Here is a 22,184-nt window from a genome sequence, read left to right as displayed (position 1 = left end):
TTGACCACCGCGTCCCGGTGCCCGGCCTCTGGCCGTACGGCGCCGGGACGCGGCCCGTCGGCCGATCAGGGCGCCTCGGGCTGCCAGACGTATCGGACATCCGGTTCACGTTCCTCGTTGCGCTGCCCGTCGGTGCGCTCAACCTCGATGAAGCCGTGCCGCTCGTAGAACCGTCGCGCCGGTTCGTTGACCTGGAACGTCCACAGGCGCAGCCCGGCGGGCCGCTGCTGCTTGGCCAGGTCGACGAACCGGTCCCCGACACCCCGGCCGCGCCACGACGGATCGAGGTAGAGCTGCTCCAGCTCCTCGCCGTCAAGGACGAGGAGCCCCACGACCGATCCCTTGGCGACGGCAATCCATGTCTCGTACTGCGGGACGACCACATGGGAGAACCAAGCACGCACCGCGTCGTCGTCGTGCGCGCGGCGCACGGTCGGCAGGGCGGCCGCGAAGGAGCGCAGCCACACGTCGGCGACGGCGGCCGCATCGGAATCGTCCGCACGCCGGAAGGCAAGACCAACACTGTTCACGGCAGTCACGGCGACCACGGTACCTACAGGTCATGCACCGCAGCTCGGGCGGTGGAGACGAACGCCAGGACGGACTGCCAGAAGGGGTCGTAGCACCGGTCAAAGGCTGCGGGGGCGTTCGAGTCGCCCGCGATCGACGCCTCAAGTGCCTGGTACGGAGGCCTGGTTGAGAGCCTGACGTTCTCGGCGGCCTCGGCGACGTCGTTGGGCCCTTCCAGGTTGATCACCCATATGAAGTGGCGGAGCTTGCTGTACTCCTCCCGGAGGCCGGCCCGGACCTCCTTGAGCGCGGGCAGCTGCTCCGTGCGTGTTCCACCCGAGCCATAGATGTCCGAAACCTTCCAGTACAACTCGGCCATCCTGTGCGCCTGTTCGATGAGGCTCACGTAGGCCGACCGTCGTGCCTCACTCACTCGAACGATGCGCTGAGTCTTCTCGGCCGCGTCGGCCTGGATCTGAGCGGCGCGGGGTGTCCCCCGGCTGGTGACCCAACTGGCAAGCACAGCCGTGCCGGCGGTCAACGACGAGATCCACAGGGCGGAGTCAGTCATGCCGGTGAGTGTTCCCCGGCATGGTCATTCCGATGACGCCAACGTCGGGGGATCGGGCGCAGCTCACCCTGTTTCAGCCACTCCTCGCGGTGTTGCAGCTCTCGCTTCCACCCGACGCACCGAGGACTGGCTCGTGACGGTGTCTTCAATTCCGCCTGGATGCGTCATGTGTCCGGAAACCTGCGCTCCGGGCGGCAGTCCGTGATGGATGTCTTCCTTCCCTCGGCACGGCGAACCGACTACTCGACCTCCGCCGTCACGAGCCTCACGGAGCTGTCGGCGCGTCGTGATCAAGCCAGCAGCGGCTCGCCCGCGTCACCTGGGGGTCTTTCTTAAAGGTGGTTACTCAAGTGGCCGGTTGGGGCTCCTGCCTGCCGCCGACGGGAACGCTGTTCTCCCTGGTGCGGGCCTCCTCGGCGCCGCGTCCTGTGGCGGGAACGCCCTATTGGAACGGGAGTGACTGCTGGGTACTATGCGGCGTAGTTGATCAATCGCGTGGCGTGATTTGCGCCGCTGACGACCGCTTCGCAGAGAGGTGATCACGTGGGACCGGAGCTGACAGTTCCGCCGATCTACTCTCCGATACCACCGGCCATACACCCGAGTCATCCGGCCATCGACGCCCAGACCACCGCCTGGGCCCAGGCCATCGGCATCGGGTCCGACGAGCTGCGCGGCCGGCTCATCCAGCACGACATCGGGACCTTCGCCGCGCGGGTCCTGCCCGATGGCCGCGAGGCCGTGATCGGCATCCTGTCGGACTTCGTGCTGTGGCTGTTCGGTGTGGACGACGGGTACTGCGAGGAGGGCGAACTGGGGCGCCGGCCAGGGGAGTTGATGGCCGCACTCCAGCGGTTGCTGCGCGTCGCGCAGAATCCGGAAGTCCCCATGCTGCTGGACGACCCGATCGCGGGCGGGCTGCGTGACCTGCGGCGCAGAATCTCCGAGCACGGAACCGTGGGCCAGACGGCCCTGTGGGTCAACGCGCTCCGCGAATACTTCTCCACGGTGGTGTGGGAAGCGGAGCACCGCCGTGCGGACTCTGTTCCCGACCTGAACGACTACACCCTGATGCGCCTCGCGGACGGCGCGACGACGGTCGTGCTGCCGCTCCTGGAGATGGGTCACGGCTACGAACTCCAGCCGCAGGAGAGGGACCAGAAGCCGGTACGGGCCGCGGCGGAGATGGCCTCGTTCATCATCACGTGGGACAACGACATCTTCTCCCACAGCAAGGAGAGCCGGAGCACGGGCTACTACCTGAACGTGATCCGGGTTCTGGAGGACCATTACCGCCTCACCCCCAGCCAGGCCCTCGATCTGGCGATCTCCCAACGGGACAGAGTGATGCGCCTTTTCATGCGTGTGCAGGAGCTCCTGCTGCCCGCGGCGAGCCCGCAGCTGCGGCAGTACCTGCACAACCTGGGCACGTTCATACGGGGCGCCCAGGACTGGGGCACGAGTTCCGTGCGCTACACGACCCCCGACGATCCGGCGAACCTTCCCACGGCATTCAGCGAGACGCCCACGGACACGAGTGATGAACCGGTGGACATCCCGGCCGTCGCCTGGTGGTGGGACCTGGACCTGCTCCGGACCGAGGCATACTTCGCGGCCCGTACGCAGCCGGCCGTATCGCGTTCTTCCGTGTCCCGCGAGGGCGAATCCCACCCCGGACGAAAGGATTCGCCGGTCGCCGGTTGAGCCGGGACCGCAATCCGCCGCAGGTGCGGTCCGCGCGTCGCGGCGCTCGCTCCTTGAGCATGCCTACCCTTGAGTCCTCGGCATGCAGGTCACGGGGGTCTGGCGCGGAGGAGGACCGATGGTTGGACAGTTGGACACCGAGCGGTTGGTGCTGCGGCCCTGGCGGATCGAGGACGCGGAAGCCGCCCTCGGGATCTTCGGTGCTCCCGGTGTCGCGCGGTGGCTGAGCCCCGCCATGGACCGGGTCGGGGACGTCAATGCCATGCGGCTGGTTCTGCAGCAGTGGATCGGCGAGGCTGCCCGGCTCGTTCCGCCGGCGGGACGCTGGGCGATCGAGCTGCGGGAGGATCACCGCGTCGTCGGCGGCGGGATCCTGCTGCCGCTGCCTCCTCGCGGGGACGACCTGGAGATGGGATGGCAGCTGCACCCTGAAGTGTGGGGACAGGGATACGCGACCGAGGCGGGCGGCGCGCTGGCACGCTGGGCCTTCGACCAGGGGGCCGACGAAGTTCTCGCCGTGGTCCGGCCCGCCAACACCCGCGCGTCCGGCACCGCTCGCCGGATCGGTATGGAGTGGGTCGGGGAAACCGAGAAGTACTACGACATGCGTCTTCAGGTGTTCCGGCTTCGCCCCGGCGATTTCGACGCTCAGCTCCGGCCACCGGGAGCGGGCAAGCGGTAGACGTAGCTGGAACGGGTGTCTCAGGCCGCCGGGCCCTGTGACGTGGGCCGCAGTGGTGGCACCATAGGCGCACCAGACCGTATCGGCGGTCGGTACACGTACCTGGGGCACTCATGAACTTCCGGCTCCCTCTGCGAGTCTTCGCCGCAGCGGCCATGACTGGCCTACTGCTCACCTCCTGCAATGGATCCGGAGGTTCGCCGAGCGCGTCGGCATCGTCGCCCACCGCAACGGTGACGTCCGCGCCGTCCCCGTCGCCCACAACACCCGGCCCCTCTGCCCCGTCGACGACCACACCGCCGAGCACGGCGGCGCCGACCACGCCCGCACCCGGCGGCAGCGCGCCGGCGTTCAGCCTCGGGGGTTACCAGCCGCTGTGGCCGTTCGCCACGCTCGCCCAAGCGCAGGCGTGGGAACGCGAGTATGCCTCCGGTGGACACCAGCCCTGGCACCTCGACCCGGGCCAGACCGCACTGTCCTTCACCCGGGGCTACTTGGGCTTCCGGGAGATCGACCGGGTCTCCTCGCGCAGGGTAAGCGGTGCGCACGCCCGCATCGGCGTGGCGGGGAGCGGACCCGAGGGCGGCACCGCCGCGATCGTGCACCTGGTGCGGTACGGGACGGGCACGAACGCCCCGTGGGAGGTCGTGGGCACCGACGACACGACGTTCTCCCTGACCGCTCCCCGGTACGGATCGGCCGTGCGTTCCCCGGTGGTGACCGGTGGGCGGATCAGCGGCGTGGACGAGGGCATCCGGGTCCAGGTGCGCCAGCTGTCGTCCGCCGCGCCGCTGGGTTCCTCGTGCTGCACCCCGGCGGGCGGCGACAACCAGCTCTGGAAGCAGTCGGTGTCATTCGCCGGAGCCCGCGACCGGGTGCTCACCATCGTCGCGTCCACCGGCGGGCACGTCGCCGAGGTCGAACGCTTCACCGTCACGGCGGTACGCACCCGCTGACCGGCCCCTGCCACCCCGCAGCGAGCGTCCGCTCATCGTCCATCGGCCCGCAGCAGAGAGAAGACGGTCTCGGCCGGTCCGGGAAGAGGGACGGGCCCGCGACGAGTTGTTGCTGGTGACACTCGCCGACGGCCCCGCTCCGGACGACGCGGACGCCCCGTCAGATCTCTTTGCGCATACAGGCCCGCGGCCACCTGTCCAGTCCGTGTGCGGCCTCCGCTGCCCGGATCTCACGGAGTCCCGGCGTCAGCTCCGCCTCGGGCAGGAGCCGGAAACCGAGCTTCTCGTAGTACGGCCCGTTCCAGACCACCTCGGTGAACGTGGTGAGCGTCAGTGCCGGCGCTCCCTGCGCCCTGGCCCATTCCGAGGCATGGTCGATGAGGGCCTTGCCGATCCTTTTCCCGGCGTGGTCGGGGTGTACGGACACCTGCTCGACATGCCCGTTGCCGTCGACCAGGTCCGCGATCAGGTACGCGACGGGGAAGTCGTCGTCGTTCGCCCACACCCAGGCCCGGCCGTCCTCCTGATACGCGCCAAGGACCTCCAGCGACGGTGGCTCGTCCTCCGCGACCGCGACCATGTCGATATCGGCGAAGACCTTTCCGGCAGCACGCTCGATGTCTTGCAGATTCGGCAGGTCCGCCGCTCTGGCTAACCGGATCACGGCTCTCCTTCGTCCAGTCCACATGTTGGTGAAAGGCAGGGTATCCAACGTGGTGGTTCCTCAGAGGACTTGGAAACCGGACGTCAGCGTTCTGTCAGCCGGGGGAACGCCGTGTCAGGGGCGTGGAGAGCTTCGGGGGAGGTGTTCGGAGGAGCCCGATCGGGACGCGGTGGCGTATCTGCCCTGCTGCACCGGGCACACGGCGGTGGGAAGCGGAACCGGAGTCGGGCAGCCTTGTGCAGAAACCTTTTAGACGGTGCATAAAAAATCCATGCCAAGCCTGTGCCGGTGGGATGCGGGTGTGCTTGACTGGCGCCCAGACCTAAAGCGGGGACCAAAGCGGGGCTCAAAAGCAGTGGGTCGGGGGATGTTCAGGGGGGCTTTTCGTGTTTTTGGATCGCAACTGTGGTGCCCTGATGTAAGCGGGACCCGTGCGATTGCCGCGGGGCACAGATCTCCATCAAACATTGTTGGCGCGCGAGCGGGTCGTTTTGGCGATCCGCCGGTCGGGCCTACCATAAACACGGGGAAAGGTCATGGAGTCAGCAAAGGGCGAGACTCGGGGCAGAGGGAATCCGGGGTCTCCGCACTTACCGTCGATCGTGTCCGACGACGGCGTGCGATGGGTCGATTTCCGTAAGACGTTGCGGCCGCGCTACGGGATCGTCTGGCGCGATATCGGTCTCTGCTATCTGTTCCTGGCCGTCGGCGTCCTCGCTGTTGCCGTCGCGTCGCAGGTGTGGCCCACATGGGCCGCAGGCGCGCTCGTCGGGCCGGCAGCCTGCTGGACCGGGTTCTGGCTCCACTCGCTGTTCCTGTTCGGCCACGAGGCCGCGCACGCCAACCTGGCCCCGCGCCGCAGGACCAACGACCGGCTGGGGGACTGGTTCGTATGGCTCCTCTACGGCTCCACCACCGTCAACTACCGCCACACGCATATGGCCCACCATGCGCACCTCGGCGACCACGACGACACGGAAACCACGTACCACCTGTGTCTGTCCGTGCTGAACATGCTCAAGGCGGTCACGGGAATCCATGTGCTGGAGGTGCTGCTCCGCAAGCAGCGGCTCGGTGAGACCCGGAGGAAGTCCAGCCGTACGTCCAGCGGACTGCTGGCCTCGCTGCGCTCCTTCATCGTGCACGCCGCGATCGTCGCCGGGCTGTTCCTCACCGGCTTCCACCTCGCCGCGCTCGCGTGGGTCGTCGCCGTCGGAGCGGTGTTCCCGCTGCTGGCGACCGTGCGGACGATCGTCGAGCACCGGCACCTCGAGGCATCCTGCGACGTCGACTTCTCCGTCGAGCTCCACGGGCCGGTGAACCGGCTGTTCGGGACGGGACTGGTCTCGCGCACCTTCGGCTCTGCCGGTTTCAACCAGCACCTGTTGCATCACTGGGACCCGGCCATCTCCTACACCTGTTTCGAGGAGATGGAGCAGTTCTTTTCCCGTACCCCGCTTGCCGCGGATATGGAGGCCAGCCGCACCGGTTACGGCGCGGCCGTCAGGACGCTGATATTGGAGGCCCGTCGTGGCTGAGACATTGATGGCTTGCCCCATTTGCGGGGAAACCGCTGTCGAGTTGTTCGCCAAGGCGTACGACAAGGAATACTTCACCAGCGACGAGGAATACCGCTACGCGCTCTGCCCGTCCTGCTCGGCCGTTTATCTGGATTCTCCACCGGCGGACCGTCTCGACGAGATCTACCCCACCAATTACTATTCCTATGGCGGGATCGGGGAGTCGACCACTTTCACCGAGTGCATCAAGGAACGGCTCGACGGTCGCATGCTCGCGAAGGTACTGAAGTCAATTCCCGGCGAAAAGCTGCGGGTGCTCGATGTCGGCGGCGGATCCGGCTGGCTGCTCAGCACTGTGCGCAAGGTGGATCGGCGGGTGGTGGAGACCCATGAGGTCGACCTCCAGGCCGCTGCCGCGCCGCCGGCCGAGGCGGCGGGCCATGTCTACCACTGCATGCCCATCGAGGAGTTCACCTCGGACGAGCCGTTCGACCTGATCCTGATGATGAGCATCATCGAGCACGTGCCCGACCCGCGGAAGGTCATGGCAGGGATGGCAGGCCTCCTGTCGGAGAACGGTGTGCTGCTGATGAAGACCCCCAACACCGCCACCGTCGACGCCCGCATCTTCCGGCACCGCAACTGGGGCGGACTGCACTGCCCCCGGCACTTCGTGCTGTTCACCGAGCCCGGGCTCGACAGGCTCGGTTCCCAGGTGGGGCTCGCCAAGTCGGACAGCTACTACACCCAGGGCGCCCCCCAGTGGGCGATCAGTGTGATGGCGTGGCTCAGCGACCGCGGCTGGATCAAGGTCACCCCGCAGAAGCCCGCCTATATGAACTGGGTGTACGAGCCGCTCACCGCGTTCTTCGCCGGCGTCGACTTCCTGCGCGCCAGGTTCGCCCCCACCGCGCAGATGATGATCAGTTTCAAACGAGCCCGCTGATGGCTCGGACCGTCAGACATGACCACGACCACAGGGACCGTAGGGAAGACATGAGCCGGAAACTCGACGAGCACCCGACCGACGCGGCCGACGGTGTGGACCTCAGCTTCGTCATCCCCATGTACAACGAGGAGGACATTGCCAGGGAGGCCGTGGAGCGGGCGGTGAAGGTCGGCAAGAACTGGGGCCGTTCCTTCGAGGTGCTCGCGGTCGATGACGGCAGCACCGACTCCACCCCGCGCGTCCTCGCCGAACTGCGGGCCACGACACCGGAGTTCCGCTGGGTGCAGCTGCGCCCCAACTGCGGGCAGCCTGCCTCCAGCAAGGCGGGCATGATCGCCGCGCGCGGCGCGATGGTGTGCGTACTCGACGCCGACATGCAGACGCCGCCCGAGATCGTGGCGCAACTGGTCGCCGCGCTGGAGCAGACCGGCCCCGAGGTCGCCGCGGTGTTCGGCGTGACGTCCACCCGCAAGCGCGACGACCCGACGCGGCTGCTGGTCGGGCAGGCGGTCTTCTACTTCCTGGAGACCCGGTTCGGCCGGCACCCGATCCCGCACGGCGCCAGCTCGTTCTTCGTGATGCGCCAGGACGTCGCCCGCAGGCTGGGCAACCTGACGTTCACCAAGGGCAATGTGGGCGCGATCATGGCGGCGCTCGGGCTCGACATGCAGACGGTCACCTACGTCAAGCCCAAGAGCTACCGCGACGACTCCCGGCTGGGTCTGAAGGGCCATGTCGAGGAGGCGGTGGGATCGCTCGCGCTCACCGGGGTGCTGACCCGGTTCGGCGTGGTGGGCGGGGCGCTCGCCGCGCTGGCGGGTGTCAGGTCCCGCTCGCGATGGTTCCGGGTGGCCGCAGCGGTGACGGCGGCGACGTCGCTCGGCTCGGTGGCCGCCGCCGAACGGTTCAACAGGCGCTCACTGCAGGTCGCCACTACAGAACTGCCGATCTTCGAAGGCGAAGCCGCGATCGCGGAGCAGGTCTGAACACCGGCCTGCCGATGCAGGTCTGAACACCAGCCCGTCCAGGTCGGACAGTGCCTTCGGCACGTCCTGAGCCGAATGCTGCCACAACGGATTACGACGAAAGGAGGGGAACGTGCGAGTCGCGGCTATCGGGCAGGGATACGTGGGTTTGCCGCTTTCCATCGCCATAGCGTCCTCCGGCCACACCTTGTACGCGGTCGAGATCGATCCGGTCCGGTTCGAATCACTGCGGGCGTGCCGGTCGTACATCGTCGACGTCACCGACGAGGAACTGCGCAGGGAGACCGAGAACGAGCGCTATGTGCCGGTGGCGAACCTGGCCGAGGTGCCGGAGGTCGATGTCTATCTGATCTCCACGCCCACTCCGCTGACCGAGGACAAGCGGCCTGATCTCACCTACGTCGACCGGGCGTTGGCGCAGGTCGCCGCGGTCGCCGGGCCGGGTGCGCTGATCGTGGTCGAGTCGACGGTCTACCCCGGCGCGATACGCCAGCACGTCGCGCCGCTCTTCGAGCAGCTCTCCGGCCTGAAGTCGGGTGTGGACGTGTTCTTCGCCTACAGCCCGGACCGGGTCGACCCCGGCCGCGACGCGGTGCTCGTTGATGTGCCCAAGCTGGTCTCCGGCCTCGACGACCAGGCCCTCGAAGCGATCCGCACCTTCTACGGGTCGGTCTTCAAGGAGGTCGTACCGGTCTCCAGCTGCGAGGTGGCCGAGTTCACCAAGTTGCTTGAGAACACCTTCCGTTATCTGAACATCGCCTTCGTCAACGAGCTGAGCAAGGCGACGTCGGAGATGAACATCAGCCTGCGCGAGGTGATCTCCGCCGCGTCCACCAAGCCGTTCGGGTTCATGCCGTTCCACCACGGGCCAGGCGTCGGCGGGCACTGCCTGCCCAACAACGTGCACTACCTCAACCACGCGCTGAGTTCGGCGGGGCACAAGAGCGATCTGCTCAACGCGGCAGCCGAGATCAACGAGTCGATGCCGCGGCATGTGATGCAGCGGCTGGCCGCGTCGCTGCAGCTGCAGGGCAAGAGCCTGCAGGGCGCGACCGTGCTCATTCTCGGCGTCGCGTTCAAGTCAGGGGTGTCGGACTCGCGCAACTCGCCCGCGTTCGCCATCGGCGCCGAACTGGTCAGCATGGGCACCACGGTCAAGGTCACCGACCCGTGGCTGGGCATCGACATGGGCTCCGACACGTTCAAGGCCGTGGAGTTGACCGCTGCCGAGTGCCGCGACGCCGACGCCGTGGTGCTCGTGACCGACCATGAGGAGATCGACTACGAGACGGTGCTCGCCTCGTCGAACCTGATCTTCGACTGCCGGGGCATGCTCAACGCCGCGGAGGTCGAGCAGCTGTGAGCGGCGCACCGGCGACCCTGCGGCTGACGTTCGACGGCCTGCGCCGCAGCCAGATCGAGACGCGCTGGGCCCGCGAACTCGGCGGCCTCGAGGCGTACGTCTTCGACGGCGGCGACATCGCATGCGAGGACCAGTGGCGGCTGCTGGAGAAGAACCTGCGCCACGCCTTCGATGTCGGCGCGCGGCGGCTGACGATGCACTTCCCGACCGAGAACGCCAACTGGGTCGCCGACCCGGGCGTATACGACCGGCTGCGCCGGTTCTGCGACCTGGCCGCCGAGGTGGGTGCCCTGGGCGTCGTACTGCACGCGAACCAGTTCGTGTCGCTGGCCGACTGGCCCACGTTCGATCTGCCGGGAACGCGGGCGCGGGTGGTGGAGAAGGTCGCCGAGCTCGATGCGTATCTGGGCGACTCGCCGATCTGGATCGGCATCGAGAACATGCCCGTCATCGGCGCACAGGGCATCGACTTCGACTCGGTCTTCGTGCGGCCGGCGGACTTCGCGCCGCTCGCCGAGCTCGGCTCGCAGCGGGTCGGGGTCACCTGGGACGTCTGCCACTGGGCCGTGTCGTACTCGACGCTGAGCGCGATGGCGCGGCTGGAACAACGCGCCGAGCCGGTAGGGCCGTTCGAGCTGCCGGCCCTGCCGGTCAAGCATCTGCACTTCGCGTCCTTCTCCGGGCACGCCATGCCGACCTGGCCGGACCAGTGCCTCGAAGGCGTACCGCCGCAGCACGGCGACATCGCGCCCCAGCTGCTCGCGGGCATGCTCGCGGCCGCGCTCGACGCGGCAGCCGCCCAGGGCGGCGAGGTCGGAGTCGTCTTCGAGGTGCAGGAGGACGACTACGAGGACCGCAAGAACTGCTGGGCGACCTACGAATGGCTGGCATCCGTCCCCGAACTGGCCGCGCGCGTCGACTGTACGAGGAGGGGCGATGACCGAGCCTGATCTTCCGTACGCCCGTCCCCACTGGGACGCCGAGGAAGCCGTCGCCCTCATGGCGGCGCTGGAGTCCGGGTTCTGGACCAACGGCAGCCAGGTCGTGCGGTTCGAGGAGGAACTGAAGCGGATCACCGGCGCGCCCACGGTCACCATGGCCAGCGGGACCAGCGCGATCTTCGCCCTGCTGCACACGCTGGGACGCTCGGTGTCCGGGCCGAAGCTGCTGGTGTCGCCGACACTGAACTTCGCCGCGGGCGCGGCGTCGGCCAAGCTGCTCGGCTGGGACATCGCCCTGTGCGATGTGGCCGCCGACGACCTCACGCTCTGCCCGGCAAGCCTCGGTGACCTGCTGGAGCGCGTACACGGCGACTACGCCAAGATCGTGGTGCTGCCGGTGCACTACGCGGGCCACAGCGCCGACATGGCCGCACTGTCCGCGCAGTGCGAGCGCTACGGCGCCGACCTGGTCGAGGACGCCTGCCACGCGGTCGGCGGTTCCTACGACGGCGTACTGCCGGTGGGATCGTGGCCGACCTCGGTCGCCGCGTACTTCAGCTTCCACCCGACCAAGCCGATCGCCGCGGGCGAGGGCGGCGCGGTGAGCACGGCGGACCCGGACCTTCTCGACGAGCTGCGCCTGGTGCGCAACCACAACATGTCGCCCGTCGACGCGCACACCGACGACCACGGTCCATGGCCGTACTCGATCACGGTGCCCGGAATGAACCTGCGCCTGTCGGAGTTCAACGCGGCCGTCGGAGCGGTGCAGGCAGGAAGAGCCGAGGAGTCCCGGCTGGAGCGGGCCCGGCTGGTGGCGTGCTACCAGGAGAGGCTGCACGCACTGCCGTTCGTACGCGCCGTACCACGACGGCAACACGCCGGGTCCGCACACCACTTGTTCCCCGTCGTGTTCGACGTCGAGGGCCTCGGCATGTCGAAGAAGGACCTGCTGTGCACCTTCTTCTCCCGGGGGATCCGCTGCCAGGTGCACTACACGCCCCTGCACCGGCTGCCGGCCTTCGCCGGCATCGCGCCCCGGCTGAGGACGTCGTTCACCGCCATGGACGCCGCCTTTCCCGGACTGGTCTCGCTGCCGCTGTGGCGCGGGATGACCGACGGCGACTGCGACCGAGTCATCGGCGTCGTCACCGAGATCGTGCACCGATCGACTCGAGCATTGGGAAGGTCATGAGCGAACAGCACACTGGGCCGCGCACTTTGATCACCGGAGGATTCGGCTTCCTGGCGACCTGGGTCGCCGCCGGTCTGATCCGGTCGGGCCACCGGGTGGTCCTCGTCGACAACCGGGAGCCGGAGGGCACGCCGATCTGGCTGTCCGGTCTGCTGGACGACCCCGCGGTGGAGACCGGCAGGGCCGACATCACCGAGCGCGGGTCGCTCGACCGGTTCGGCGAGGTCGAATACGTCGTACACGCCGCGGCACTGCTCGGGGTGAACAAGGTGCGCAGCGCGCCCCGGGAAACCCTTCGGGTCAACATCGACGGCACCGCGGTCGCCCTGGACTACGCCGCACGCATGCCGGGGCTGCGCCGCTTCCTGCTGCTGAGCACCAGCGAGGTGTACGGCAGCGACGCCAAGGGCGCCGAGGAGAGCGAGTGGCTGTCGGTGCGGACCGGCGACCCGCGCTGGGGCTACGCGGTCAGCAAGGTCACCGCGGAGTCGATGACCGCGGCCTACGGCACCGAGGACAAGCTGCCGTTCGCGATCGTGCGGCCGTTCAATGTCTACGGCCCGCTCAGGACCGGCGCGTACGCGGTCGGAATCCTGGCCGCGCAGGCGGTGGCCGGACAGCCGATCACCGTGCACGGCGACGGCTCGCAGTCGCGGGCCTGGTGCCACGCCGAGGACTTCGCCGCCGGCCTGATCCGCTGCCTGCACGCGCCCGAGGCCATCGGTGAGGCCTTCAACATCGGTGACGACACCAACGATCTGACGGTGGCCGAACTGGCCAGGCTGACCAGCGATCTGAGCGGAACCAAGGCCCGGATCCAGCAGATCCCGCACACCGGCCCCGACATCCAGTCGCGCAAGCCCGACCTGACCAAGGCCCGCAAGCTGCTGGGCTACGAGCCGGTGCGCGACCTGGAGGCGGGACTGCGGGAGACGATCGAGTGGGTCCGCGGCGGCTCCGGTGAACTGCCGCTGCGCCTCGAGCGGACCGACTGGCCGCAGTGGGCTGCCGACGGAGTGGGTGTCCGGTAGCCGTGATCCATGACCAGGCAGAGATGTCCGACCTGTGGTACGCGCCTGTGCCGCGTCGTCCGGTCGGCTACCTCCACCCGTCCCGTATGACGGCGGGCCGCTTCGCCGCGACAGCGTGCGCGGCGGCCCGGCCGTGGCACGCGCGGACGGGCCTCGCCGCCCGGCTGCGCGAGCATGCGGGACGGAACCGGTGTGTCCTCACCGCGAGCGGGCGCGCCGCGCTCGAACTCGCGGTGCGGCAGACCGGTGCCGCCGAGGTCGTGATGTCCACGTTCAACTGCCCCGCCGTGGCGGACGCCGTGCTCGCGGCGGGTGCGCGACCGGTGCTGGTCGACCTCGACCACGTAGAAGGTCCGGCGTTCACCTCGGTGGACCTCGACGGTCGCGCGGTCGTGCTGACCAACGCACTCGGCCTGGACGAGTGGCGGGCACACGCCGAGCGGATCGAAGAGACTGGGGGCAGGGTGGTGCTCGACCTGGCACAGGCGAGCGTCGCGCCCAGGGTGCTGCGCCGGTTCCGGGACGCGGCCTGCCCCATCGTGCTCAGCTTCGGCGAGGGCAAGCAGCTCGGCGGACTCGGCGGCGGCGCCTTGCTCACCTCGGCGCAGCACACCTCGGCGCCCCTCGTCGGCGCCGGCGGGCTGCGGCGCGGCGGTGATTCGGCTCCCCTGCGGCGGGCTGTGGTGGAGCGGATCGTGGCGCACGCTCCGGGTGTCGTACGGGCCGCTGTCCAGCGCGGACAGTCGCGCACGCCCGGCTGGTCGTACACCAAGGCCGACCATCTGCCGACCGAGGCGGGTCAGGTCACCCAGGGCGAGCCGTCCCGCTGGGAGGTCGCGTCGGTGGCCGCCCTGCTGCGGACCGCTTCCTCCGTCGCGGACGAGGCCGCGCTCACCCATGAGCGGGTCCGCTCCGCGGTCGCCGCCGAGTTGACGACCTGTCAGCCGGTGGCCGCCGACCCCGACTTCGGGCCGGGTATCGAGCTCGTGTTCCGGCGGCCCGGGCAGCGGTTTCTCTTCGCATGGGCGCTTGCCGAACGCGGCGTTCCGAGCACCTGGAACTACTACCCGCTGCACAGGCTGGCCCCGTACGCCGCCTTCGCGGCGGGACCCATGCCGGGAGCGGATGCGCTGTGGCCGCGGGTGCTGACCGTGGCCAAGCAGCCGCAGCCGCGGCTCACGGCACGGCTCCTGGCGGAGGCGATGGTCGCTGCCGACCGTTCGGTGCGGGAGCAGGAGGCAGGTCGTGACTGATCTCCGTGAGAAGAACTCCGCTTCGGCGCTGTCGGAGTCCGCATGGGACGCGCGGCTGGAAGCCGCACGCGCCGAACTGCCCTTCGCGCGGCGGTGCTGGCTCACCCTCGGCCTTGCGGACTCGCCGGACCTGCGGTTCGTGCCGACGGCGGTGCGGTGGGGGCACGCGGGCGAGGTGCTGTTGCCGCTGTGCGTGTCCGGCCGGCGGGCGCAGATCGGCTGTTACGGCTACGGATCGGTGGCCGTGTCCGCCGACTGGCGGGGCGAACTGCCGGGCTTCGCCGACCTTGCCGAGGTCGTGTGCCGGGACCACGGTCTCGCGGAACTGTCCACACTGATCCCTCCGGCCGACGCTTCAGCCGGCCTGGAACGGCAGTTGGGGCACTGGCCCACCCGGCCCGGCAGGAACACCCACCTCCTCGACCTCACCGAGGGCGCGGACGCGGTGTGGAAGGCGGCCAAGGGCAGCTCCCGCACCGCCGTCCGGCGGGCGGGCACGCTCGGCCTGGTCGCGTCGGCCGCGCTGCCCGCGCACCGGGTCGACCTGCTGCGGCTGCACCGTCAGACCCTTGGACGCAACGGCGTCGCATCCGCCTACAGCGGATCGGACATCGCGTTCCTCCTCGACGGCGACCAGGCGGTCACCACCGTCGTCGCCGACGGCGACACGGTCCTTGCCGCGTCGGTGTTCGCCGTGGGCACGGCGGGCGCGTACCACCTCATGCAACTGACCTGCGAGCGCGGGCGAAAGGCCAACGCGGGGCATCTGGCCTTCTGGTCCGCCCTCACGACGCTGGCCGACCGCGGCATCGGCACGGTCGACCTCGGCGCGGCGGTGGGCGACGGGCAGGAGAAGTTCAAGGCGGGCTGGGGCGCGTTCGCCGCCGCCACCCGTGTCGTCCACTGGCAGTACGGGGAGGCGCGGTGATCATCAGCGCGCACCAGCCCGCGTACCTGCCGTGGCTTGGCTACTTCGCCAAAATCGCTGCCTCGGACCTGTTCGTGCTGCACGACCGCAGCCGGATCGGCCGGCGGAACATGCTCAACCGCAACAAGATCGGCGGCCCGGGCGGCGAACAGCTGCTGACCATTCCGCTGTCGCACGAGGACCTGCGGGCCGAGCGGCCGATCGACGAAGTGCGGCTGGTCGACGACGGCTGGCGGCGCAGGCACTGGAAGGCCATTCAGATGGCCTACCGCCGGGCGCCCCACTTCAGGCTGCACGCCGAGTTCCTGGAGACCTACTACGCCACCGAGTTCAGCACGCTCAACGAGGTGTGTCTGCCGTTCATCGACTACTGCCTCGAACAGCTCAAGATCGACTGCCCGGTGCACCGGATCTCGAAGCTGGAGCTGCCCGAGTTCGACCGCCAGACGATCATCCCGCTGCTGTGCGAGACGTACGGCGCCGACGCGTTCATCGCGGGGCCGCAGGCGACCAACTACCTGGACACCACGGGCGTGGACGGCATCCGCATCGAGTACTTCCACTACGCGCACCCGGTGTACCCGCAGGCGCGCGACGGCTTCCAGTCGCACCTGTCGGTGCTTGACCTGTTGATGCACTGCGGGCCGGAGAGCGCCGACATCGTCAGGGGGACCCCATCATGAGCACGGTGCTCGCCGTCGTCGCGCATCCCGACGACGAGGTGATCGGCCCGGGCGGCACGCTGGCCAAGCACGCCAAGGCAGGCGACGAGGTACACGTACTGATCCTCGCCGAGGGCAAGACGTCACGGGCGGACGACCCCGATCCCGAGGCCAGCGCGGCCCTGTCGGCACACGAGACGGAAGCGTCCTGCGCGGTGCTGGGGAGTACCGCGGTGCACCGGCTCGACCTCGCCGACAACCAGCTCGACACCTACCCGCTGCTCACTCTCGCCCAGCAGGTCGGCGCCGTCGTCGAACGGCTCGCCCCGCACACCGTCTACACCCACCACAGCGGCGACCTCAACATCGACCACGAACTGACCGCCCGCGCCTGCATGATCGCGTGCCGGCCGCACGCGAGCCCGGTGCGCTGGCTGCTCGGCTTCTCCACCCTGTCGGCCACCGACGCGGGCTACGCGGGCCGCGAACCGTTCGTGCCGGCCGTGTACAGCGACATCACCGACACGCTGGCGTACAAGCTCGACGCGATGCGCTGCTACGCGTCGGAACTGCGGGACTTCCCGCACCCGCGCTCACTCAAGGCCATCGGCCTGCAGGCCGAACTGTTCGGCGCGCACGCGAACACCGCCGCGGCGGAGGCGTTCAGCGTGCTGCGCGGGACCTGGGACACACACATCAGCCAGTCGAAGGAGGTGTGACCGCTCGTGACCGGTCACGTGGTGCTGCCGGCGCCGACAAAGGTGAAGACCCATCCGTTCATGGTGTGGGGGGAGCGCGTCGAGCCCGACGGCGACCCCCGCGTACTGGAGTTCCCCAACGGCGCCAAGGTTGCGGTCCCGCGGCTGACCCGGGCGCTCGTCGATCGGCTGCACAACCCGCCGACCGACCTCGCCGAGACCCCGCTGCAGGAGATCGTCGCCTATCTCAACCGGATCGGGCACCTGTGGAACAACGAGGAGTACGCGCGCCGCAGGCTCTACGTCCGTGAGCTGAAGCGGATGCACGGCTACTCCCAGCAGATGGCCGACGCCGAGGCCGACCTGATCTCGGCGACGCTGCGCGCGCACGCGCAGCTTCACGACATGGTGGCCGTCGAGCTGGGCCACCGGCAGATCATGGACCGCTGGATCCCGCGGGAGGACGCCGAGGTGCGCGCGTATCCGCGTGGCCGCAGCGTGCACATCCTGCCGGGCAACGTCCCGTACTCGACCACGGTTTCGCTGGTCCGCGCGCTGCTGACCAAGAACACCTCGGTGCTCAAGTACGCCGCGGGCGAGCCCGCCACCGCGGTCGTGCTCGCGCAGAGCTTCACCGACATCGATCCCGACCACCCGGTGTCCAGGTCGGTGAGCGCGGTGTTCTGGGAGCGTGACAGCGACCTGGGCAAGGAGATCCTCGGCAGTGCCGACGTGATCTGCGCCTGGGGCGGTGCCGAGGCGGTGCACGCCGCATACCGGAACTGCTCGTCCGAGGCGATCGTGGTCCCCTACGGCCCCCGGCGCAGCTTCACCGTCGTCGGCAAGGACGCCGACATGGCGCGGGCGACGCGCGGCATCGCGCACGACGCGTCGATGTACGAGCAGCGCGCCTGCTTCTCCACCCACCAGGTGTTCACCGACGCCGACCCCGAGGAGTTCGCCGACCGGCTGCAGGCCGAGCTGGTGCGCTACGAGGAGATGCTGCCGCGCACATCGGTCACCGCCGACGAGGCCGCGCAGGCGTCGATGGAGGTCGCCGCCCAGCAGTACCTCGGGCAGCGGGTCCGTACCGGCTCCTGGGGGTCGATCCTGATCACCGATCCGGCCACGGTCAGCGAACTGCCCAGCGCCCGCACGGTGTTCGTGCATCAGGTCGCCGACCTGGCCGAGGTGGCGCAGTGGGTCGACCCGACGGTGCAGACCATCGGCCTGGCGCCGTGGTCGCTACACGAACAGCTGCGGCACGAGCTGGCCCGGCGCGGCGCGTGCCGGTTCGTCGAGGCCGGCCTCTCGCCGTTCTTCCGGCTCGGCGGCTCCCACGACGGCCTCCAGCCGCTGCAGATGATGACCCGGATGGTCTCGGTGGAGGCCCCGCGGCTCAACTACGGCAAGGGAATGGTCGTGCCGATCGACCAGTCCGAGTTCCTGGAGCACCGCCGCCTGCGCGACCTGCTCATGTGACGGCCCAACGGCCAACGCCAGAAGTTTCCCGACCGAATGACCCCAGCCGCACAACACAGAGGAGAAAACTGATGGACGTAGGCGTGATGCTGACGACGGCCCACCCCGACCACTGGTCGGAGACCGAGGTCTTCGACTACTCGATGGACTTCGCCGTCGAGGCCGACACGATCGGCTACCAGTCGGCGTGGCTGCTGGAGCACCACTTCACCCGCTACGGCCTGTGCCCGAACACGCTCACCATGGCGGGCTATGTGCTGGGCAAGACCAAGCAGATCAAGGTCGGCACCGCGGTGGTCATCCTGCCGCTGGACCACCCGATCCGTATCGCCGAGCAGACCAACATGCTCGACCAGCTCAGCCACGGCCGGTTCATCCTGGGTGTGGGCCGCGGGTACTTCCCGAAGGACTTCGAGGCCTTCGGCGTCGACCCGGCCAAGTCGCACATCCTGCAGACCGAGTACGTCGACGTCATCCGCAGCATCTGGGAGACCGGCAGCGCCAAGTGGGACGGCGAGGAGATAAAGCTGCCCGACGTGACGCCGTTCCCCACCCAGTTCACCAAGCCGAACCCGCCGATGTACGGCGTGGGTCAGTCGCCGTCGACGATCGAGTGGGCTGCCTCGCGCGGCATTCCGCTGATCATGCCGGCCATCGGCGCCTACGAGGCGATGCGCTCGATCATCGACCTCTACAACGAGACCGCCGAGAGCCACGGCATCGACCCGACCACCGTGCCGCACGCCCTGTGCACCGTCGCCCATGTCGCCGAGACCACCCAGAAGGCGCACGACGAGATCTGGAAGCACATGTGCTGGTGGGAGCAGGAGCACGACGACGCCGCCTTCACCATGGAGCAGCTGCAGAAGCTGCCGAACTACCGCTTCCAGTACGGCGAATGGCAGGCAGCCGCGCTGCGCGGTGACCGTACCAACGCCGACTTCACCAACTACATGCTGGAGAACAGCATCGTCGGCAGCGTGGAGGAGTGCGTCGACCGCATCGGCAAGACCATGGAGGTCACCGGGGTGAGCAACTTCCAGCTCGGGGTCGAGGCCACCCTCAACCGCGACCGGATCCTGGAGAACATGCACATGTTCGCCGAGGAAGTCCTGCCCCGTATCGGCTGGAAGCCGAGCGCGGTCTCGTGATGACGACGCACATCGATGCCGGGCCGCGCTCGTCCATCGCCCTCACCGGTACCGAGTTCGCCGAACTCGACCGGCTGATCTTCGAGGACGACGACTGGTGGGCGATGCCGAGCGCCGACCAGGCGGCGCTGCGGCACCGGTTCATCACGGCGGCGGTGGCGCACCATCTGGAGCACAACGCGGACTTCCGGACCTTCGCCGAGTCGAGCGGGTTCACGCTCGCCGACCTCGGCGCCCCCGGGAGCCTGGTGCGGGTGCCTCAGTTCCCGACCCGGATGTTCAAGCGCGTAGAGGTCCGCAGCGTTCCCGCGGCGGACTGCGACGTGTTCAAGTCCAGCGGTACCAGCGGCACTCAGAGCATGGTCTGGCGAGACGAACCCTCGCTGGAGCGGCTGGCCGGCTCGCTGCGCCCCGAGGGCGACATCTGGCGCACCCTCTACGGCGACGTCGATCTCGACGACGACGGCCAGATGGTCCACCTCGGCCCCAACCGGCGGGAGGCGGACGGCGTATGGATCAGCTACATCATGACGCTGGTCGAGATGTTCGCCGCCACACGCTCCTATGTCGCCGACGGTGTGCTGCGCCTGAGGGATGTCGTGCGGGACCTGGAAGGCGCCCTGGCCGACGGCAAGTTCGTGTGTGTGGCAGGTCCGCCGGTGTTCATGGCGGAACTTCTGCGCCACATGTCGGACAACAGCATCAAGCTGTCGGCGGGCGACCGGATGGCGGTGATCACGGGCGGTGGCTGGAAGAAGAACGAGTCCACCAAACTCGACCCGGACCGGCTGCGGTCACTGGCCATGGACACCTTCGGCCTGGCATCCGCGCAGCAGGTGCGCGACGTGTTCAACCAGGTCGAGCTGAACACGGCGTTCATCGAGTGCGAGCACCACCGCAAGCATGTGCCGCCGTGGGTGGAGGTGATCGTGCGCGACCCGCGCGACCTGTCCCCGGTCCCGGCTGGGCAGGTCGGCCTGATGTCGTACCTGGACCCGACGGCGCGCAGCTACCCGTGCTTCCTGCTGGCGGAGGACTTCGGGTCCGCCGAGACCGACAACTGCCCGTGCGGGCGGGCCGGCACCACGGTTCACATCGACCGCAGGATGCGCACGTCCAGCCACCACGGCTGCGCCCTGCGCCTCGCCGAGACGGTGCGGACCGACTGACGAGCATCAGGACAGACAAGCAACGGAACACACAGGAGGGGGAGCCATGTCGACAGAGTGTTTCGACGTGACAACGAACAACGGCCGGACCGTGGCGGTATGGCGAGACAGCCCGTCGGACAACGCCGGCACCGGGCCGATCGTCGTCATGGCGCCGGGATTCGGCCAGCGGATGCGCAGCTCCGGGGTGCTCGCGCTGATGCTGGTCTACAACGGCGCCACGGTGTACCGGTTCGACGCGCTCGACCATGTCGGAATCAGCGACGGCGAGATCGTCGACTACTCCGTCACCGAGCTGATGCAGGCCCTGACGGCGGTGGTCGACAACGTCCGCAAGCGCGAGGGGGTGGAGACCGTCTCGATGGTCGCCACCAGCCTCTCCGCCCTGCCGGTGCTGCAGTTCGCGGCCGCCAACAAGTGCGCGGACAACATCGCCCTGATGCTGGGCGTGGTCAGCGGCCGCAAGACCCTGCTCAAGGTGCTCGACGTCGACTACCTGGACTGGGAGCTGGACGCTCTGCCCGAGCGGGTGCACATCGACAAGCACTCGGTGGACCCGCGCCCGATCGTCAGTGAGACCCGCGAGGTCAACTGGTGGGAGCTTTCGGCCACGATCGACGCGCTGTCCCAGCTCAACATCCCGGTGCGCAACTTCGTCGCCGCCGACGACGACTGGGTGGACATCGCCGACGTACGCACGGCCTTCGGGGCCGCCGACCTCGACCAGAGCAATGTGATCGAGGTCGCGGTGTCCGGGCACGCGCTGCTGCGCAACCCGGTCGCGCTCAAGCAACTGCTGATGGACGTGACCCGCAGCCTGATCGGCGGTGACGACGAGCCGGTCATGCCGAGCTTCGAGGAGATCGTCGCGCTGCGCGGCTCGGAGCGCGAGCTCGAACGCCACCATGTGGCCACCCGCGCGGGCGGCCGGGCAGAACCCACGGAGTAGGTGCGATGAGCGTGGAACCGGCAACTCACGGCCAGGGCGAGACGGCGGCCGACCCGACAGCGGACTCGACGCTCATGGACGCCACGTACAGCGGCGTCTACGGCGAGATCTACCGCACGCACTGGTGGTGGCGGGCCCGCGAGCACCAGGTGCTGCACTACGTCGGCAAGCACGGCCGGTGGGCAGGCCGCCGGGCGAAGGTCCTCGACATCGGCTGCGGCGACGGGTTCATCTGGCGCCGGCTCGAACCCTTCGCAGATGTCGAGGGGATCGAGCCGGACCGGGTGCTCGTGGCGCCCGATTCGCCGGTGCGCGACCGCATCGAGGTCGCGGACTTCGTGCAGGGACGGCCGCGCGGCGCCGACCACGACCTGGTGCTGATGCTCGATGTGCTCGAACACATCGACGACCAGGGCGCGGCGCTGCGCCGGGTGGCATCCCTGCTCGGCCCCGACGGCCGGGGCGTGATCACGGTCCCCGCGCTCATGGCGCTGTGGAGCGAGTTCGACGAACTCAGCGGCCACTTCCGGCGCTACACCCGCAAGTCCCTGCGTGCGGCGCTGGAGGGCGCGGGGCTGAGGGTGCTGGAGGTGCGTTACTACTACGCGTGGACGGTGCTGCCGCTGTTCCTGCGCCGACTGCTCTTCAAGGCGGACGCCTCGGAGCACAGCCACTTCGTGAAGGCGCCCGCGCGGCCGGTCAACCGGCTGATGTACCAACTGAGCCGCATCGATCACTGGCTCACCCGCCGGCTGCCCGCGCCCGCCGGCAGCTCCCTCATCGCGGTGGTCTCAAGGACACCCTGACGGGCCCGAACCAA

At 68.8% G+C, this 22,184-nt stretch carries 22 protein-coding genes; 19 read left to right on the top strand and 3 right to left on the bottom strand.

All coding sequences use genetic code 11. From position 1 onward, the window contains the following. Positions 1 to 65 precede the first annotated feature (65 nt). Entirely contained in the window at positions 66 to 530 is a 465-nt protein-coding gene (locus tag OHA61_RS02155) for a GNAT family N-acetyltransferase (RefSeq protein WP_406307258.1), read from the bottom strand. A 23-nt stretch (positions 531 to 553) separates the two neighbouring features. Beyond that, positions 554 to 1,081 (bottom strand): hypothetical protein, encoded by a 528-nt coding sequence (locus OHA61_RS02150; RefSeq protein ID WP_406301406.1) that lies wholly within the window; start codon positions 1,079 to 1,081, stop codon positions 554 to 556. A gap of 543 nt (positions 1,082 to 1,624) precedes the next feature. Between OHA61_RS02150 and OHA61_RS02145 the strand changes: the two genes are divergently transcribed. The 3 genes from OHA61_RS02145 (at position 1,625) to OHA61_RS02135 (ending at position 4,423) form a co-directional block, all read left to right on the top strand. Continuing rightward, a complete protein-coding gene (locus OHA61_RS02145; RefSeq protein ID WP_406301405.1) occupies positions 1,625 to 2,785 on the top strand; it encodes a selina-4(15),7(11)-diene synthase in 1,161 nt (386 codons plus the stop codon). Between the two features lie 118 nt (positions 2,786 to 2,903). After that, a complete protein-coding gene (locus OHA61_RS02140; RefSeq protein WP_406301404.1) occupies positions 2,904 to 3,467 on the top strand; it encodes a GNAT family N-acetyltransferase in 564 nt (187 codons plus the stop codon). A gap of 233 nt (positions 3,468 to 3,700) precedes the next feature. After that, complete coding sequence (locus OHA61_RS02135; protein ID WP_406301403.1) at positions 3,701 to 4,423, top strand: hypothetical protein; 723 nt, start codon at positions 3,701 to 3,703, stop codon at positions 4,421 to 4,423. Between the two features lie 160 nt (positions 4,424 to 4,583). Here OHA61_RS02135 and OHA61_RS02130 read toward each other — a convergent pair whose 3' ends face one another. Continuing rightward, positions 4,584 to 5,087 (bottom strand): GNAT family N-acetyltransferase, encoded by a 504-nt coding sequence (locus tag OHA61_RS02130; RefSeq protein ID WP_324984351.1) that lies wholly within the window; start codon positions 5,085 to 5,087, stop codon positions 4,584 to 4,586. A gap of 602 nt (positions 5,088 to 5,689) precedes the next feature. Here OHA61_RS02130 and OHA61_RS02125 point away from each other — a divergent pair. From OHA61_RS02125 to OHA61_RS02050, 16 genes are all read left to right on the top strand, one after another. Beyond that, positions 5,690 to 6,625 (top strand): fatty acid desaturase family protein, encoded by a 936-nt coding sequence (locus OHA61_RS02125; protein ID WP_406301402.1) that lies wholly within the window; start codon positions 5,690 to 5,692, stop codon positions 6,623 to 6,625. Further along, positions 6,618 to 7,553, top strand: coding sequence for a class I SAM-dependent methyltransferase (locus tag OHA61_RS02120; RefSeq protein WP_406301401.1), 936 nt, complete (start codon positions 6,618 to 6,620; stop codon positions 7,551 to 7,553). The genes OHA61_RS02125 and OHA61_RS02120 overlap by 8 nt, the downstream gene beginning before the upstream one ends. 50 nt (positions 7,554 to 7,603) lie before the next feature. Then, positions 7,604 to 8,542, top strand: coding sequence for a glycosyltransferase (locus OHA61_RS02115; protein ID WP_406301400.1), 939 nt, complete (start codon positions 7,604 to 7,606; stop codon positions 8,540 to 8,542). A 112-nt stretch (positions 8,543 to 8,654) separates the two neighbouring features. After that, entirely contained in the window at positions 8,655 to 9,905 is a 1,251-nt protein-coding gene (locus tag OHA61_RS02110) for a nucleotide sugar dehydrogenase (protein ID WP_406301399.1), read from the top strand. Further along, a complete protein-coding gene (locus OHA61_RS02105; protein WP_406301398.1) occupies positions 9,902 to 10,855 on the top strand; it encodes a sugar phosphate isomerase/epimerase family protein in 954 nt (317 codons plus the stop codon). The genes OHA61_RS02110 and OHA61_RS02105 overlap by 4 nt, the downstream gene beginning before the upstream one ends. Beyond that, a complete protein-coding gene (locus tag OHA61_RS02100) occupies positions 10,842 to 12,041 on the top strand; it encodes a DegT/DnrJ/EryC1/StrS family aminotransferase (protein WP_406301397.1) in 1,200 nt (399 codons plus the stop codon). The genes OHA61_RS02105 and OHA61_RS02100 overlap by 14 nt, the downstream gene beginning before the upstream one ends. Next, a complete protein-coding gene (locus OHA61_RS02095; RefSeq protein ID WP_406301396.1) occupies positions 12,038 to 13,072 on the top strand; it encodes an NAD-dependent epimerase/dehydratase family protein in 1,035 nt (344 codons plus the stop codon). The genes OHA61_RS02100 and OHA61_RS02095 overlap by 4 nt, the downstream gene beginning before the upstream one ends. Before the next feature lie 2 nt (positions 13,073 to 13,074). Continuing rightward, positions 13,075 to 14,325, top strand: coding sequence for a DegT/DnrJ/EryC1/StrS family aminotransferase (locus OHA61_RS02090; protein WP_406301395.1), 1,251 nt, complete (start codon positions 13,075 to 13,077; stop codon positions 14,323 to 14,325). Continuing rightward, positions 14,318 to 15,253, top strand: a complete 936-nt coding sequence (locus OHA61_RS02085) for a GNAT family N-acetyltransferase (RefSeq protein WP_406301394.1) — start codon at positions 14,318 to 14,320, stop codon at positions 15,251 to 15,253. The genes OHA61_RS02090 and OHA61_RS02085 overlap by 8 nt, the downstream gene beginning before the upstream one ends. Continuing rightward, a complete protein-coding gene (locus tag OHA61_RS02080; RefSeq protein WP_406301393.1) occupies positions 15,250 to 15,936 on the top strand; it encodes a WbqC family protein in 687 nt (228 codons plus the stop codon). The genes OHA61_RS02085 and OHA61_RS02080 overlap by 4 nt, the downstream gene beginning before the upstream one ends. Further along, positions 15,933 to 16,634, top strand: a complete 702-nt coding sequence (locus OHA61_RS02075; protein WP_389371048.1) for a PIG-L deacetylase family protein — start codon at positions 15,933 to 15,935, stop codon at positions 16,632 to 16,634. The genes OHA61_RS02080 and OHA61_RS02075 overlap by 4 nt, the downstream gene beginning before the upstream one ends. Positions 16,635 to 16,640: 6 nt before the next feature. Next, positions 16,641 to 18,095, top strand: a complete 1,455-nt coding sequence (locus OHA61_RS02070) for an aldehyde dehydrogenase family protein (protein WP_406301392.1) — start codon at positions 16,641 to 16,643, stop codon at positions 18,093 to 18,095. A 71-nt stretch (positions 18,096 to 18,166) separates the two neighbouring features. Continuing rightward, the gene (locus OHA61_RS02065; RefSeq protein WP_406301391.1) at positions 18,167 to 19,246 is read left to right on the top strand and encodes an LLM class flavin-dependent oxidoreductase; all 1,080 of its coding nucleotides are present in this window, start codon (positions 18,167 to 18,169) and stop codon (positions 19,244 to 19,246) included. Next, positions 19,246 to 20,415 carry a hypothetical protein gene (locus OHA61_RS02060; RefSeq protein WP_406301390.1) on the top strand — a complete coding sequence of 390 codons (1,170 nt, stop codon included), beginning with the start codon at positions 19,246 to 19,248 and terminating at the stop codon, positions 20,413 to 20,415. The genes OHA61_RS02065 and OHA61_RS02060 overlap by 1 nt, the downstream gene beginning before the upstream one ends. Before the next feature lie 46 nt (positions 20,416 to 20,461). Beyond that, positions 20,462 to 21,364, top strand: coding sequence for a hypothetical protein (locus tag OHA61_RS02055; RefSeq protein ID WP_406301389.1), 903 nt, complete (start codon positions 20,462 to 20,464; stop codon positions 21,362 to 21,364). A 5-nt stretch (positions 21,365 to 21,369) separates the two neighbouring features. Next, positions 21,370 to 22,170 (top strand): class I SAM-dependent methyltransferase, encoded by an 801-nt coding sequence (locus OHA61_RS02050; RefSeq protein WP_406301388.1) that lies wholly within the window; start codon positions 21,370 to 21,372, stop codon positions 22,168 to 22,170. Positions 22,171 to 22,184: the final 14 nt, after the last annotated feature.

The sequence above is a fragment of the Streptomyces sp. NBC_00885 genome (genome assembly GCF_045207475.1).
Lineage (GTDB): Bacteria > Actinomycetota > Actinomycetes > Streptomycetales > Streptomycetaceae > Streptomyces.
Note: the sequence above shows the minus strand (reverse complement) of the source record. Positions and strands in the feature narration are given on the sequence as shown.

Excerpts from the sequence above, each read along its gene's own strand:
- OHA61_RS02150 (WP_406301406.1), bottom strand. The coding sequence starts at position 1,081 with ATGACTGACTCCGCCCTGTGGATCTCGTCGTTGACCGCCGGCACGGCT.
- OHA61_RS02140 (WP_406301404.1), top strand. The coding sequence starts at position 2,904 with ATGGTTGGACAGTTGGACACCGAGCGGTTGGTGCTGCGGCCCTGGCGG.
- OHA61_RS02115 (WP_406301400.1), top strand. The coding sequence starts at position 7,604 with ATGAGCCGGAAACTCGACGAGCACCCGACCGACGCGGCCGACGGTGTG.
- OHA61_RS02100 (WP_406301397.1), top strand. The coding sequence starts at position 10,842 with ATGACCGAGCCTGATCTTCCGTACGCCCGTCCCCACTGGGACGCCGAG.
- OHA61_RS02095 (WP_406301396.1), top strand. The coding sequence starts at position 12,038 with ATGAGCGAACAGCACACTGGGCCGCGCACTTTGATCACCGGAGGATTC.
- OHA61_RS02075 (WP_389371048.1), top strand. The coding sequence starts at position 15,933 with ATGAGCACGGTGCTCGCCGTCGTCGCGCATCCCGACGACGAGGTGATC.
- OHA61_RS02065 (WP_406301391.1), top strand. The coding sequence starts at position 18,167 with ATGGACGTAGGCGTGATGCTGACGACGGCCCACCCCGACCACTGGTCG.
- OHA61_RS02060 (WP_406301390.1), top strand. The coding sequence starts at position 19,246 with ATGACGACGCACATCGATGCCGGGCCGCGCTCGTCCATCGCCCTCACC.
- OHA61_RS02055 (WP_406301389.1), top strand. The coding sequence starts at position 20,462 with ATGTCGACAGAGTGTTTCGACGTGACAACGAACAACGGCCGGACCGTG.
- OHA61_RS02050 (WP_406301388.1), top strand. The coding sequence starts at position 21,370 with ATGAGCGTGGAACCGGCAACTCACGGCCAGGGCGAGACGGCGGCCGAC.